Here is a 13,449-nt window from a genome sequence, read left to right on the forward strand (position 1 = left end):
TCCTTTTCGTAAGAGAGCAGTGTGAATCAACGCGTCGCCACCCTCGCCGACACGGGTCGCACCATCCTACGTGAGGCCCAGGACCACCAAATCACGTTTCTGGCGGCCAGTCTCGCCTACTACGCGTTCATCTCGCTCATTCCGCTGTTGTTGCTCGTTCTCGCCCTCGGGTCGCTGTTCGGCGGTCAGGAGTTCGCGGCCGCCATCGTGGGTTCTCTCAGCGGACTGCTCTCCGCACAGGGGCAGTCCGCCATCGAGGAGGCGCTCACCGGAAGTGCCGGACGAGGCGGGGCGACGCTCATCGGGGTCGCGTTCCTGCTCTGGAGCGCGCTCAAAATCTTTCGCGCCCTCGACATCGCCTTCTCCAGGGTGTACGACAGCGAGTGGCCCGATTCGCTCGTCTCACAGCTCAAAAACGGCCTCGTGACGCTCGTCGCCGTGGGCGGCGGCCTCGCGCTGACCGCAGCCGTCGGCGCGGCGATTTCCCTGCTCGGCCTGCCGGTGTTGGAGATTATCGGGCCGTTCGCCCTCGTCGTCTTCCTCGCCGTGGCGTTCGTCCCATTGTACTACTTTTTGCCCGCGAAGGACGTATCCATCCGTGAAGCACTGCCCGGCGCGGCGTTCGCCGCGGTTGGCTGGACGATACTCCAGACGGGCTTTCGCATCTACGCCTCGCAGGCGGGCAACTTCGAAGCCTACGGCGTCATCGGCGCGGGCCTGCTGCTCGTGACGTGGTTCTACCTCGGCAGCGTCATCCTGCTCGCCGGTGCCGTCATCAATGCCGTCCTCGCCGGGCGCAGCGACGCATCGACGGACCGGCAGTTACACAAAGGCGGCCCCCGAGGTGACAAGCGACAACTGGCGAGCATGACTGACGAACGCGACGACACAGAGGCGGCCGCAGAATCGGTTTCCGACGAACTCAACGCCCTCCGCGCGGACTTAGAGGCCTTCGAGGAGGAAATCGAACAGCGGACGGTCCAGCGCGACCAGGTCGAAAGCGACTTGAAACGATACGTCCGAAGCCGGATGCGACGCGGCCACGCCCGCGGCTGGGGGCCGTATCTCGTTTTGCTCTACGGGACCATAATGACCCTCGGCGCGTTCTTCTACCTCTCGGGTGGCTGGGCCATCCTCGCCATGCTCGTCGTCTGGCTCTCGACACTCGGCCTCTACGTCGTGATGCTCGCCGTCGGCGTCGTCGGTGGGGCGGTAAACGTTCCCGGTCGACTGCGTGACCGCTACACCGCGTGGCGACAGGACCGATGACCAGGAGCTTTGGCGTAGTCGAATTTCTGCGCGAACTCGTCCCCGAGTTACTTATTCCGCTGTTCGCGCTCGTCACGCAACTCGGCGACCTGTGGTTCTACTTCCTCGTCCTCTCGCTGCTCTACTGGCTCGGCCCGCGCACGCCACTCTGGAACGATGGCGTCTCACGCGACCGCATCGCCTACGTCATCGCAATTACGCTTGGGGCGCTCTCGCTCACCCTCGCGCTCAAGGGCCTCTTCGCACTTCCCCGCCCACCCGCGCCGGACGTCGTTCCCGGGAGTCGGTTCATCCCAGACGCCTACCACGCCGCCTACGAGTGGCTCGCGGTCTCTGACGGCTACGGCTTTCCGAGCGGGCACGCCCTTGGGTCGACGGTGGTCTGGGGCGGGCTCGCACTCACCCTCGGTGTGAGTACGTTCCGCCGCCGAATCGTGACGGCGGGAGCCATCATCGCCCTCATCTCGCTGTCGCGACTCGTTCTCGGGGTTCACTACCTCGTGGACATCCTTGCGGGCATCACGATTGGCGTGACCTACCTGCTCGTCGAACGGCGAATCACTGGCGAAGACCCGCGACTCGCGTTCTGGGTCGCCGCCACCATCGCGCTGTTCGCGTTCGTCACCAGTGGCTTCGGAACCGAGGGGGCCGCCGCCGTCGGCGGCACGGTCGGTGGCATCCTCGCCTGGCAGTACGTCGAACCGCGACTCGACCAATTCCCCTCTCGGCGCCAGGCACTCCTGACCGTCATCGTTGGCCTGCCGGTGCTCGGCATCCTGCTCGCCATCGTGACGACGGTCACTGGGTCGGTGATGGTCTCGCTGCTCGGTAACGCCGTCGTCATCACCGGGCTACTGGCGCTGCCGCTCGTCGCGAACCGCTGAAAAAGACCTGAATAGCGGGAGTTAGAACGTCTCGAGGTAGCGGTCGAGTTCCCACTGGCTGACGGAGATGCGGTACTCGTCGTACTCCTGGGACTTCGCCTGCATGAACTTCTCGTAGACGTGTTCGCCGAGTGCGGACTGCATGTCCTCGTCTGCTTCGAGCGCAGAGAGTGCCTCGCCGAGGTTGGCCGGCAGCGTGTCGATACCGTATTCGGCGCGTTTGTCGGCGTCGAACTCGTAGATGTTCTCGCGGACCGGGTCGGGCGCTTCGAGGCCGCGCTCGATGCCGTTCAGACCGGCGTGGATGATGACGGCGAGCGCGAGGTACGGGTTGCACGATGGGTCCGGCGAGCGCAGTTCGATGCGCGAGGCGGCAGGCACGCGGGCGGCCGGCCGGCGGATGAGCGCAGAGCGGTTGCGGTCGGACCACGCGACGTAGACGGGTGCCTCGTAGCCGGGGACGAGACGCTTGTACGAGTTAACCGTTGGGTTGCAGACGGCGGTGAGCGCCGGGGCGTGTTCGAGGACGCCCGCGAGGAACTGCTTTGCCGTCCCAGAGAGGCTGAACTCGTCGTCGCCGTCGTGGAATGCATTGTTGCCGTCCTCGTCGAACAGCGAGATGTGGGTGTGCATGCCCGAGCCGTTGATCTTCGCGATTGGCTTCGGCATGAACGTGGCGTGATAGCCGTGTTCGGCGGCGATAGCGCGGACGACCATGCGGAAAGTCGCGACGTTGTCGGCCGTCGTCAGGGCGTCGTCGTACTCGAAGTTGATTTCGTGCTGGCCCTCTGCGACCTCGTGGTGGCTGGCTTCGATTTCGAAGCCCATGTTCTCTAAGCCGTAGATGATGTCGCGGCGAACGTCGGAGGCGAGGTCCTTCGGCGCGACGTCGAAGTAGCCGCCTGCGTCGTTGGTGATGGTCGTCGCGCGGCCATCTTCGTCTTCCTCGAACAGGAAGAACTCGGGTTCCGGCGCGGCGTTTACCTTGTAACCCATCTTCTTCGCGCGGTCGAGCGCCTGCTTCAGAACGTAGCGTGGGTCGCCGTTGAACGGTTCGTCCGTCGTGGTGTCCACGACGTCGCACATGAGACGCGCAGAGGCGCTCTCTTCGGTGTTGCGCCATGGTAAAATCGCGAACGTCGAAGGGTCGGGTTTCAAACGCATGTCCGATTCCTGAATGCGGACGAAGCCTTCGATAGAAGACCCGTCGAAATAGATGCCCTCCGAGAAGGCCTTTTCGGCTTGCGAGGCGGGGACAGCGACGTTTTTCACTGTACCGAGAATGTCGGTGAACTGGAGTCGAAGGAAGTCTACGTTGTTCTCTTCGATTTTGTCAACGACTGCCTGCGCTTCCGCCGAAAGACCACCATCAGGGGCAATATTTTCGTTTGTCATCTTTCTCTTACATGCCTTCGGACTACCTCAACCATTAAAACACTAATGGTCGGCGCAACTCTCCGAATCGCGGGGTAAAATTGGATATTCGTAAAATTCTAATGGGTGGGGAAAGTGATAGCAAATATGACGTACGAAAATCTCGACAGCAAACTCATCAACGCGCTCCTCAAAGACGGGCGGGCAAGCCTTCGCAGCCTCGCAGACGAACTCGACGTCTCCGTGACCACCGTCTCGAACCACCTGAAGAATTTAGAGGAAGAGGGCGTCATCACCGGCTACACGCCAAAGGTGAGCTACGACAAACTCGGCTACGGCGTCACCGCCGTCATCCAGCTCAAAGTCGAAGGGTCTGCGCTCCCAGACATCACCGAACAGCTTCGCACCCACCGCCAGATGGTCTCGGTGTACGAAGTCACCGGCGACCACGACATCATCGCGATTGGCAAGTTCAAGGACACAGACGACATGAACAAGCAAATCAAGGCGCTGCTCGTGGAGCCGGAAATCAAAGAGTCGAACACGAGCGTCGTGCTCAACGCCGCCGCAGAGCACGAGCAGTTCGACTTAGAAATCGAAGAGTAGACTCCCGAACAGTCACGTTTTCCAGCACTCACATCTAAGCCAGTTGACATGAAAGTCGGTGGTATGGCTCCCGCCCCACAGACGCGAAAACAGGTCGAACAAGCGACGTCCCGATTCCGTATCGGCATCGTCGTCTTTCTCGTTCTCGGCGGCCTGTTCGGCGTGCTGACGATGGACGGCCACGCCGGCGCACTCGTCGCTGGCGTGGCCGGCCTCGGCCTGTTCGTGTACCTGACACGACTCGCCGGGCAGCAATCGCACCATCCGTGGAACCGTGGCCGCGTCTAGCGGCGCGGCGACGAAAGAAGAATGTCTGGTTTTCGAGTCGGTACTGGAACCGCGGGGTAGTGGGTGTAGGGTGTCTAGGGACGATTTTCAGCCGCTTTGCCGAGTTATACTCGACAGCCCATGTGAAATTGTTACCTGCTCAATTTCACATTGCGCCGCCCATACCGCCCATACCGCCCATGCCGCCCATGCCACCGCCGCCCGGTGGCATGTCCATGTCGTCGTCGTCGCCGTCGACCTGGCCGCCGGAGAGGTCGCCTGCGGCGATGACGTCGTCGATGCGGAGGATCATGACCGCGGCTTCGGTTGCGGATTCGATGGCCTGCGTCTTGACGCGGAGTGGCTCCACGACGCCTTCGGCTTGCATGTCGATGATGTCGCCGGTGTAAGCGTCGAGACCCGTCGTCGTCTCGCCTGCGTCGTGCTTCGAGCGAAGATTGACGAGACTGTCGATTGGGTCGAGGCCAGCGTTCTCTGCGAGGGTGCGTGGGATGACGTCGATTGCGTCTGCGAACGCCTCGACGGCGAGCTGCTCGCGGCCGCCGACGGAGTCGGCGTAGTCGCGCAGACCGAGGGCGAGTTCCGTCTCCGGAGCCGCGCCGCCGGGCAGGACTTTGCCGTCTTCGAGCGTGACGCGAACGACGCCGAGGGAGTCCTCGATGGCGCGCTCGACTTCGTCGACGACGTGCTCGGTGCCGCCGCGGAGAATCAGCGTGACGGACTTCGCTTCCTTCACGTCCTCGACGAAGATGCGGTCCTTGCCGCCGACGTCGCGCTGGGCGACGGAACCGGCGTAGCCGAGGTCCGCTTCCTCGATGTCCTCTAAGTTCGAGACGACGCGAGCTCCCGTCGCGCGAGCGAGGCGCTTGATGTCGGACTTCTTGACCCGGCGGGCCGCGAGGATGCCTTCCTTCGCGAGGTAGTGCTGGGCCATGTCGTCGATGCCCTTCTGGCAGAAGACGACGTCAGCGCCGACGGCTTTGAGCTTGTCGACCATCTCCTTCAGTTGCTTCTCTTCCTGGTCTAGGAACTGCTGGAGCTGGGCCGGGTCGGTGACGTTGACTTCGGCGTCGATTTCCGTCTCCTTGATTTCGAGGGCCTGGTCGAGAACTGCGACGTTCGCGTCCTCGACGCTGTACGGCATGTTGTCGTGGACGCGCTCTTTCGAGATGATGACGCCCTCGACGAGTTCGGACTCGTCGATGGAGCCGCCGACGACCTTCTCGACTTTGATGTTGTCCGTGTCGATACCGTCCTCGTCTGCGACGGCGCGAACGGCGTCGACGACGAGCTTCGAGAGCGTGTCCTTCGCGCTCTCTGCGCCCTTGCCGGTCATCGCGGTCGCGGCAATCTGGGTGAGAATCTCCTCGTCGTCCTCGGAGACGTCGATGGCGATGTTCTCGAGAATCTCCTTGGACTTGGCTGCGGCCTGGCGGTACCCCTGTGCGAGCGTGGTCGCGTGGATGTCCTGCTCTAAGAGGTCCTCGGCCTGCTGGAGGAGGCCGCCCGTGATGACGACGGCTGTGGTCGTCCCGTCACCGACTTCGTCCTCCTGAGTCTGGGCGACTTCGACGATCATGTTCGCCGCCGGGTGTTCGATGTCCATCTCTTTGAGGATGGTGACGCCGTCGTTCGTGACGACGACCGAGCCCATCGAATCGACGAGCATCTTGTCCATCCCTTTCGGGCCGAGTGTCGTGCGTACCGCCTCGGCGACCGCCTTGCCGGCGGTGATGTTCATCGACTGCGCATCTCGACCTGAGGTGCGCTGGCTGTCCTCCGAAAGTACGATGAGGGGCTGGTTGCCCATTCGCTGAGCCATAATCAGTCAACAGATTGAATGTGCTTCTATATGAATCTTTTGCCGGTCCGGTGAGAAATCGTACCACACAGACCCCGTCGAGAGGTGTGTGAAGCCGTGTCAAACGAGAGTTTAAATAGGATTATCCGGAGAAGTTGTGGTACTCCATCCCCTGAGTCTTCAGTTCGTTGTGCGCCCGTTCGAGATAGGAGTACACCGTCCCGTGGGGAGCGCCGTCGAGAATCATCTCGGCGGCCCGCCGGGCGACTTCCACTTGCTTTGGCGTCCCGATGATGCCGAGGGTGGAGCCGTAGATGGTGACCGATGCGCCCGAGAGTTCGGCCATCAACTGGCGGGTGCGGCCGCCCTCGCCGATGAGCCGACCTTTCTGGCGTTTCAGGTCGTTTTTGTTCCTGCTGTGGGCGTCGATGTCGATGAGGTCGAACATCATCAAATCGTCGTTGAGCAGCGAGAGGGCGTCGTCCGGGGAGAAGCCACGACCGATTGCACGCACCACGTCGGGCCCTTTCAGCCCGGAGATGGGGTCGCCAACCGACTCGACTTTCACCGACCCGGATTCGGAATCGATGTCGAGGCGCACCTCTGCACGCGCTTCGATTTCGCGCATCGTCGCACCGCCTTCACCGATAAGGACGCCAATGCGGTCCTGCGGAATCTTCACGTGTTGCATGCGCCTCACTACTTTCTCACGGCGTTTTAAGCCTTCGCACACGGAACGAATCAGTCGGCAGCGGCCCCAACAGCGAACTCCACGTCGCCGATGGGCCCCAGTTTTCGAAGCCGCGGCAGGGCGGTGACGTAGCCGGCGACGAAGACGAACGAGACGCCCGTAGCGAGCATGACGACCGTCGGGCCGGAGGCATCCGCCGCCGCCCCACCGAGGAGTGCGCCGAAGGGTGTCGCCACCGTCGCCATGCTCACGAGGACAGACGTGACCCGCCCGACGAGTCGCTCGGGCATGCTCGTCTGGACGAGCGTCATGACGAGGACGTTCGTCGCGCCGATGGGCACGGCCGCAACCGCAAACAGGGCCGCGGTCAGCGCGAGCGACGGGGCGAGGACGGCGAGCACCCAGAGTACGCCCGAGAGTAGATACGAGACGACGATGAGTCGGCCAAACGCGAAGTGGTCTACCGTCCCCGCGCCGAGCGCCCCGGCGAGCATCCCCGCGGATAAGGCGGCGAGCAGCAGGCCGTACGCCGCGGAGTTACCGAGCGTGTCCGCGTAGGCGGGGAGCACGGCGAAGTAGCCGCCGAAGGCGAAGTTCGCGACCACCGCGCCGAGAATCAGGAGGAACAGCGGGGACGCCCGGAGCGCCGCGATACCCTCGCGGAGGTCCGTAAGATACGTCTGCAGGGGTGATTCGGTGGCGTCTGCGTCTTCAGCAGGGGGCACGCGAACCGAGAAGAACAACAGAGCTGCCGCGGCGAAGGTCACCGAATCCACGAGAAACAGCGTGACCGCGCCGAACACGGCGACGACGATGCCGCCGACGGCGTTGAACACGAGGTCGACCCCCTGATAAGCAAAAGAGAACGCCGAGTTCGCGGGGACGAGGTGCTCGTCGTCCACGAGTCGCGGGAGGGCGGTAATCTGGGCGGGGTAGACGAGCTGGTTGAGCGAGGCGAGGACGGGCATCACCGTGAGCACGAACCAGACGGTGAGGTGGCCGGTGTAGTGGGCGAGCGGAATCGTGAGCACCAGAACGCCCTGAATCACCTGCGTCGTCACGAGGACGCGGCGAATCGAAACGCGGTCGACGAGCGGTCCGGCGAGAAACTGGAACGCGCCGGGCAGCATCGTGAGAAAGCCGGCCAGCCCCGTGTAGAACGCAGACCCCGTGAGCGAATAGACGAGCCACATCGCCGCGATGTAGTAGAGACTGTCTCCGGCGTTGGTCACCAGTCGGCCCGTCATGAGGCGGACGAACGGGCCGTTTCGCAGGAGCGGATGCACGGACGAAGGGACGAACGACTGGCGAATAAATGGTCGCAGAAATACATTTCTGTCCGACCAGTTGCAGAAACGCGCTTCTGTAATCGTCGCGAGGGCTACCCGTCGCGCGTCGTTTCGAGAACCGTGAGCGAGTCGTCGATGGTCACCCGAAGCGTGCCGTCCCCGACGTGACCCGTGACGCGAAGCCGAAGCGGGTCGGTCGAAACCGTCTCGACGGTGGTATCGTCGAGCCACTCGAGTCGCCACGTCGGTTCGGCGTCGAGGGCGACACCCTGTTCGTGGTGGAAGGCGACGACTGCCGGGTCGGTGACGAGCGCCTCGGGAATCGTCATGTAGACCGTTCCATCACACCGCACGCAGGTGAATCGCACCATCCGGTCGTCCGTGCCGAACTCCTCCGGGTCGAGCAACACCTCGGGGATAGACCGCCCCTCGCACGAGAGACAGAACCCATCGATAACGCTCCTGACCTTCGAGCGAATCCAGCGGTCGTACACCATCGGATACTCGTGAGGGTCGTAGCCGTCGAAGACACCGGGAGGAACCGAACTCTGGAGGGTCGTCCGGTCACAGTCGGCACAAACGACCAGCGCCCGTTCGTCCTCGTAGGAAAATTCGAGTGTCCCGCCGCAGACCGGACACGGGTCGTCGAGCGAAAACGGCCCCACGGTCGCGGCCTGCTCGTAGGCACCCGCCAGAATCGCGCCCATGACGTGCGCCCCGGCATAGCGCAGGCGGTAGCCGGCATCGACCTTATCGATGAAGATACCAGTGAGTTTGCCGAGGTGGTAGTTGAACTGCCCGCTGTCGCGCATTCCCACCCGCTCGCGAAGTGCAGAAAACGAGAGCGGCGTGTCCGAGGCGTCTGCGAGTTCACGCAGGATGGCGACGCGCGTCTCGTTGCCGAGCAGCGCGAACGCCTCGTCCGGTCGCGTGTCCGCGCGTGAGTCGTTCATGACGGCACAACGCCACTCTCGAATAACAGCGTTTCGCCGTCAGAGACCGAGGGCAGCGAGCGCGGCTCGGCGCTCGTCCGCGGTCAATCTAAAGGGGGCGAGTCGTTCGTCCAGTTCCGCGTCCGACGGCCGTCGCGACTGGTGGGCGGAGAGGAAGTTCGCAATCTTGTCCGCGGCGTACTGCTTCAGTTCGCCGCTCAGTAACTCTCCCGAACGGTACTCGCGGGCGAGGCGGTCGAGTTCGCCGTCGTCGGGTTCGAAGAACGCCTGCAGGTACTGGAACGCCACGTCGATTTCGGGATTGCCGCCCTGTTCGCGGTGGGCATCGAGGCTCGATTGCCCGCCCGAGAAGGCGTACTGCTGGAGTTTCTCGGTCACCGTCTCCCGGTCGTCGGTGAGGCGAATCGAGGGGGCGTCGTCGCTCGAACTCATCTTCCCCGGCCCGGCGAGACTCGGGAGGAATTTCCCGAGGAGCGCTCCCGGTTTCGACACGGGGACCTTCTGCAGGTCGGCCACGTCCCGACAGAGGCGGACGTGAGGGTCCTGGTCTACGGCAATCGGGACGAGCGTCGGATGTGCGCCGTGGACGAGTTGCGGGAGCACGAGGTGGGCGGCCTGCACCGCCGGGTAGAACCCAAGGCCGATGTTCGGCGGGTCGCCGTACGTCGCCGAGATGGTGGCGGGCGTGAGGTGCTTCGCGAACGCGGCGGCCGCGGGGTACACCACGTCCGCGTCCTGCGTGTCCACGAGGATACGGGTGTTCTCGGGGTCGAACCCGACGGCGAGCAGGTCCTTGAGGTTGTCTCGCGTGTAGGCGCGCCCTTGCGCGAGGGTCTGGTCCTTCGCGAAGTACTTCTCGTCGTCCGAAAGCGGGATGTAGACCGTCGCGCCGGTCTGGTCTTGCAGGTGCTGTGCGAGGGAGAACACCTGGATGTGGCCGAGGTGCATCGGTCCGGAAGGTCCGATGCCGGTGACGATAGAGTGGTGCTGGCCGGCGTTCGCGGCAGCGAGGTAACGGTCTACGTCGCGGTGGGCGTAAAACACCCCACGGCGAACGAGCGGGTGAACCGGCTGTGGAAAGTGTTCGAGGTGGTCTGTAGTCAGTGCGTCTGCGCCGAACTCGGCAAGGAGTTTCTCGTAATCGACCTCGCCGGAGACGGCGTACGGGGTGACGGAATTGGATGCTGGCATTGTGGGTGCGTCGCTGGTGGTCTGAAGACGGTGCGAAAAGAGAGCGAGGGAGCCGTCGACGGGCGGGCTGTCGGGTTAGGCCGCGACGCCTGCACAGGCGAAACTGTCCGCTCTCGAACCGGGCCAGCGCCAGTCGAAAGCGGACTCCATGCGAGAAAGAAGTTGCCGTGAGAACTTTAGCGTTCCTGCTCGGTGACGTGTGCGAGCAGGGATGTTCCGTCGGTGTCGACGCTCTGGCGGGCGAAGAAGTTCGCGATATTCCGACAGTCGCGTTCGAGGAAATCGCGGGAGTTCGGGTGGTGGACGGTGACCGCCTGTCCGAGGTCGATGATGGTGAGTTCGCCCTCGTGGACGACGATGTTGTACTCAGAGAGGTCGCCGTGGACGAGACCGGAATCGTAGAGACGGCACATGTACTCACGGACGACCTCGAAGGCGGTTTCGGGGTTCTCGATGTGAACTTCGCCGAGCCGGCGGGCGCGGTCGTCGCCCTGGCCGAGATACTCCATCACGAGCACGTTGCGTTCGACGGCGATGGGGTTCGGGACGCGAACGCCCGCTTCCTTCGCCCGCCTGAGGTTCGCGAACTCCTTTTTCACCCACGCCATCACGACCTGGCGTTTCTGGTTGCCAATGCCCTCGAAACGTGGGTCGCCCTCCAGATAGTCACGCATCTGGCGGAAGTTGCTCGTGTTTATGAGGTACACCTTCACCGCGATTTCGCCGTCGGGGCCGTCTGCGAGGTAGACGTTCGCCTCCTTGCCGGTCGAAATCGGCCCGCCGAAGGCGTCGATGTAGCCGTCTTGAACGAGTTTGTAGAGTGCGGCGAGCGTCGCATCGTCGAACACAGCCCCCTCTACTTTGAACTGCTCTGTGTCCTTGAGCCGAATCGCGAACTCCTCGAAGTCGCGGTCGTGGCTCTTTGCGATGCGGTCGGCCTCGCTGTCTTCGACGTGGATTTCCTCCCACTCGTCTGTGTCGGCCATCTCGGTGTCAACGAGGCCGTGGTCGTCGCTCATCTACCGGAGCGTACGGGGTGGAACCGTAAAAGCGGTGGTGCTCCGGGCGTGTCAGGCCGTGATGTGGCCTTCGCGGCGCAACTGGTCTGCGTCTGCCTTCTCGAAGCGCCAGACGATGTCGGCCTTCTCGTCTTGCCAGTCCCAGGGCTCGACGATAACCACGTCGTCTTCGCGAATCCAGACGCGCTTTCGCATTCGACCGGGAATTCGAGCGGTCCGCTCGACGCCGTCCATGCACCGCACTTTCACACGGTTCGCGCCGAGCATATCCGTCACGATGGCGAACACTTCTCCGTCGTCGGGCATCCGGAGGTTCTTCCGGCCCTCGTTGCTCTCGTTCTCGCTCATGGGGGCCTGTTTATCGGCAGGCCATTTAACAGTTGCAACCTTCGGCAGATCCGAACTGCCGCGTGCAGCACACTTAACCGCTCGCTACGATGACTGATACCAATGCGCGCAGTAGTGTTTCAGGGAGTGGGCGAACCGCTCACCGTAGAAGAGGTCGATGCGCCGACGTGCCCGCCTCATGGCGTGGTCGTGGAGACGGAAGCCTGTGGCATCTGCCGGTCGGACTGGCACGCCTGGCAGGGCGATTGGGACTGGGTCGGCGTGACGCCGAAACCGGGGCAAATTTTCGGCCACGAACCGGTCGGTATCATTGCGGAGGTCGGCGAGGAAGTCACCCAGTTCAGCGAGGGCGACCGGGTAACGACCCCGTTCAACCTCTCGGACGGAACCTGTCCGCACTGCCGGGCGGGCCGGGCGAATATCTGTGAGAACATCGTCCCGCTCGGTTTCGTCGGACCGGCACAGGGCGCGTTCGCAGAACGCTTCACCATCCCCGATGCGGACCACAACGCCGTGTTGCTCCCCGAGGGTGTGGACCCGACGGCGGTTGCGGCCCTCGGCTGTCGATTCGCCACGGCGTTTCACGGTCTCGCCCACCGCGTGGACGTGGCTCCCGGCGACTGGGTCGCGGTTCACGGCTGTGGCGGCGTCGGCCTCTCTGCGGTCCACATCGCGGCGGCCCTCGGTGCGAACGTCGTCGCCGTCGACATCGGCGCAGAGAAGCTCGACCGAGCGCGAGAACTCGGCGCCCACGAGACGGTGAACGCGACGGACGTAGACAGCGTCCCTCGCGAGATAAAACGGCGTACCGGGGGCGGCGCACACGTCTCGGTGGACGCCCTTGGCATCGCAGAGACCTGCCGGAACTCGGTAAACTGCCTCGTTAAGGGCGGCCAGCATCTCCAGATTGGCCTGACCACGAGCGAAGAGCGCGGCGAAATCGCCCTGCCAATCGACGCCATCGCGATGGGCGAAAAGGAGATTTACGGCGCGTTCGGGATGCAGCCAAACCGCTACGACGAGGTGTTCCGGATGATTGCAAGTGGGAGCGTAAACCCCGGCAAAATCGTCTCTGAAACCGTCTCCCTCGACGAGGTGCCGGAGAAGCTGGCGGCCCTCGGAACCTACGAGTCGGTCGGGATTCCGGTCGTCGATACGTTCTGAGCCGCCATCACCGCACTTAAGAGGGCAGGCCGTGCACTCCCCGCGTATGTTGGATAAACTCGGAACGGGCGGCCTCGTTGGCCTCCTGTTACTGGTCGTCGGCCTCGGCGTCATCGCCTACGCAAACCCACTCGTCGCCGCCGGGCTCGCACTCGTACTCGCGGGTGTCGGACTCGTCGCGAAGGGACTCGTCTCCGGGATGCTCTCCGCATTCGGGATGGGTGAAATGTTCTAACTGCGGGAGAAGAGGTACGCGAACAGGCCGAACGCGCCGGTTAGCACGTTGACCAGGAAGAGCGCACCGACGAGCAGCCCCCAGACTGGTGCGCGGGATTTCCCCCTGCGATGTGCGTCGCGGTAGACGTACCGACCGGCAGCGATTGCGAATACGGTGTTGCAGACCAGAAAGAACACCACCAGCACCGCGAGGTCAGGGCCTCCCGCGAACGGAAACGAGACCATACACAGTCTCTGCGGACGGAAAGCAAATACTTGCTGGCTCGTCCCGTTGGCGGTTGTGACGGTATCGTTTCGTGATAGATGACAGTTGGCAGGTACATTTATCAGCAGGA

At 63.3% G+C, this 13,449-nt stretch carries 15 protein-coding genes; 6 read left to right on the forward strand and 9 right to left on the reverse strand.

Features of this window, described 5'->3' with window-relative positions; translation table 11 throughout:
• Positions 1-21 precede the first annotated feature (21 nt).
• Both P1M51_RS14035 and P1M51_RS14040 read left to right on the forward strand, forming a co-directional pair.
• A complete protein-coding gene (locus P1M51_RS14035; RefSeq protein ID WP_276245791.1) occupies positions 22-1,269 on the forward strand; it encodes a YihY/virulence factor BrkB family protein in 1,248 nt (415 codons plus the stop codon).
• Positions 1,266-2,153, forward strand: a complete 888-nt coding sequence (locus P1M51_RS14040; RefSeq protein ID WP_276245792.1) for a phosphatase PAP2 family protein — start codon at positions 1,266-1,268, stop codon at positions 2,151-2,153. The genes P1M51_RS14035 and P1M51_RS14040 overlap by 4 nt, the downstream gene beginning before the upstream one ends.
• Positions 2,154-2,174: 21 nt before the next feature.
• Here P1M51_RS14040 and glnA read toward each other — a convergent pair whose 3' ends face one another.
• Entirely contained in the window at positions 2,175-3,548 is a 1,374-nt protein-coding gene (glnA, locus tag P1M51_RS14045) for a type I glutamate--ammonia ligase (RefSeq protein ID WP_276245793.1), read from the reverse strand.
• A gap of 126 nt (positions 3,549-3,674) precedes the next feature.
• Here glnA and lrp point away from each other — a divergent pair, with 126 nt between their 5' ends.
• Entirely contained in the window at positions 3,675-4,133 is a 459-nt protein-coding gene (lrp, locus tag P1M51_RS14050; RefSeq protein WP_276245794.1) for an HTH-type transcriptional regulator Lrp, read from the forward strand.
• A gap of 63 nt (positions 4,134-4,196) precedes the next feature.
• Positions 4,197-4,421 carry a hypothetical protein gene (locus P1M51_RS14055; RefSeq protein WP_276274621.1) on the forward strand — a complete coding sequence of 75 codons (225 nt, stop codon included), beginning with the start codon at positions 4,197-4,199 and terminating at the stop codon, positions 4,419-4,421.
• Between the two features lie 145 nt (positions 4,422-4,566).
• Here P1M51_RS14055 and thsA read toward each other — a convergent pair whose 3' ends face one another.
• The 7 genes from thsA to eif1A form a co-directional block, all read right to left on the reverse strand.
• Positions 4,567-6,231, reverse strand: coding sequence for a thermosome subunit alpha (gene thsA / locus P1M51_RS14060; RefSeq protein ID WP_276248446.1), 1,665 nt, complete (start codon positions 6,229-6,231; stop codon positions 4,567-4,569).
• 133 nt (positions 6,232-6,364) lie between these two features.
• Complete coding sequence (locus tag P1M51_RS14065) at positions 6,365-6,913, reverse strand: pre-rRNA-processing protein PNO1 (protein ID WP_276245796.1); 549 nt, start codon at positions 6,911-6,913, stop codon at positions 6,365-6,367.
• A gap of 50 nt (positions 6,914-6,963) precedes the next feature.
• Entirely contained in the window at positions 6,964-8,199 is a 1,236-nt protein-coding gene (locus P1M51_RS14070) for an MFS transporter (protein WP_276245797.1), read from the reverse strand.
• A gap of 95 nt (positions 8,200-8,294) precedes the next feature.
• On the reverse strand, positions 8,295-9,155 hold the full coding sequence (locus P1M51_RS14075) for a helix-turn-helix transcriptional regulator (RefSeq protein ID WP_276245798.1): 861 nt from the start codon (positions 9,153-9,155) through the stop codon (positions 8,295-8,297).
• A gap of 39 nt (positions 9,156-9,194) precedes the next feature.
• Positions 9,195-10,346 carry a tryptophan--tRNA ligase gene (locus P1M51_RS14080; protein ID WP_276274622.1) on the reverse strand — a complete coding sequence of 384 codons (1,152 nt, stop codon included), beginning with the start codon at positions 10,344-10,346 and terminating at the stop codon, positions 9,195-9,197.
• A gap of 176 nt (positions 10,347-10,522) precedes the next feature.
• Positions 10,523-11,365 carry a serine/threonine-protein kinase Rio1 gene (gene rio1, locus P1M51_RS14085; protein ID WP_276245800.1) on the reverse strand — a complete coding sequence of 281 codons (843 nt, stop codon included), beginning with the start codon at positions 11,363-11,365 and terminating at the stop codon, positions 10,523-10,525.
• 51 nt (positions 11,366-11,416) lie between these two features.
• On the reverse strand, positions 11,417-11,713 hold the full coding sequence (gene eif1A / locus P1M51_RS14090) for a translation initiation factor eIF-1A (RefSeq protein WP_276245801.1): 297 nt from the start codon (positions 11,711-11,713) through the stop codon (positions 11,417-11,419).
• 102 nt (positions 11,714-11,815) lie between these two features.
• Here eif1A and P1M51_RS14095 point away from each other — a divergent pair, with 102 nt between their 5' ends.
• Positions 11,816-12,877: a zinc-dependent alcohol dehydrogenase family protein gene (locus P1M51_RS14095; protein ID WP_276274623.1), complete on the forward strand. Its 1,062-nt coding sequence runs from the start codon at positions 11,816-11,818 to the stop codon at positions 12,875-12,877.
• A 46-nt stretch (positions 12,878-12,923) separates the two neighbouring features.
• On the forward strand, positions 12,924-13,112 hold the full coding sequence (locus P1M51_RS14100; protein WP_276245803.1) for a hypothetical protein: 189 nt from the start codon (positions 12,924-12,926) through the stop codon (positions 13,110-13,112).
• Here P1M51_RS14100 and P1M51_RS14105 read toward each other — a convergent pair.
• The gene (locus P1M51_RS14105; RefSeq protein ID WP_276245804.1) at positions 13,109-13,339 is read right to left on the reverse strand and encodes a hypothetical protein; all 231 of its coding nucleotides are present in this window, start codon (positions 13,337-13,339) and stop codon (positions 13,109-13,111) included. The genes P1M51_RS14100 and P1M51_RS14105 overlap by 4 nt on opposite strands.
• Between the last annotated feature and the right edge of the window lie 110 nt (positions 13,340-13,449).

This window comes from Haladaptatus sp. QDMS2, from assembly GCF_029338295.1.
Classification (GTDB): domain Archaea; phylum Halobacteriota; class Halobacteria; order Halobacteriales; family Halococcaceae; genus QDMS2.

Excerpts from the sequence above, each read along its gene's own strand:
- P1M51_RS14040 (WP_276245792.1), top strand. The coding sequence starts at position 1,266 with ATGACCAGGAGCTTTGGCGTAGTCGAATTTCTGCGCGAACTCGTCCCC.
- glnA (WP_276245793.1), bottom strand. The coding sequence starts at position 3,548 with ATGACAAACGAAAATATTGCCCCTGATGGTGGTCTTTCGGCGGAAGCG.
- lrp (WP_276245794.1), top strand. The coding sequence starts at position 3,675 with ATGACGTACGAAAATCTCGACAGCAAACTCATCAACGCGCTCCTCAAA.
- P1M51_RS14055 (WP_276274621.1), top strand. The coding sequence starts at position 4,197 with ATGGCTCCCGCCCCACAGACGCGAAAACAGGTCGAACAAGCGACGTCC.
- thsA (WP_276248446.1), bottom strand. The coding sequence starts at position 6,231 with ATGGGCAACCAGCCCCTCATCGTACTTTCGGAGGACAGCCAGCGCACC.
- P1M51_RS14065 (WP_276245796.1), bottom strand. The coding sequence starts at position 6,913 with ATGCAACACGTGAAGATTCCGCAGGACCGCATTGGCGTCCTTATCGGT.
- P1M51_RS14075 (WP_276245798.1), bottom strand. The coding sequence starts at position 9,155 with ATGAACGACTCACGCGCGGACACGCGACCGGACGAGGCGTTCGCGCTG.
- P1M51_RS14080 (WP_276274622.1), bottom strand. The coding sequence starts at position 10,346 with ATGCCAGCATCCAATTCCGTCACCCCGTACGCCGTCTCCGGCGAGGTC.
- rio1 (WP_276245800.1), bottom strand. The coding sequence starts at position 11,365 with ATGAGCGACGACCACGGCCTCGTTGACACCGAGATGGCCGACACAGAC.
- eif1A (WP_276245801.1), bottom strand. The coding sequence starts at position 11,713 with ATGAGCGAGAACGAGAGCAACGAGGGCCGGAAGAACCTCCGGATGCCC.
- P1M51_RS14095 (WP_276274623.1), top strand. The coding sequence starts at position 11,816 with ATGCGCGCAGTAGTGTTTCAGGGAGTGGGCGAACCGCTCACCGTAGAA.
- P1M51_RS14100 (WP_276245803.1), top strand. The coding sequence starts at position 12,924 with ATGTTGGATAAACTCGGAACGGGCGGCCTCGTTGGCCTCCTGTTACTG.
- P1M51_RS14105 (WP_276245804.1), bottom strand. The coding sequence starts at position 13,339 with ATGGTCTCGTTTCCGTTCGCGGGAGGCCCTGACCTCGCGGTGCTGGTG.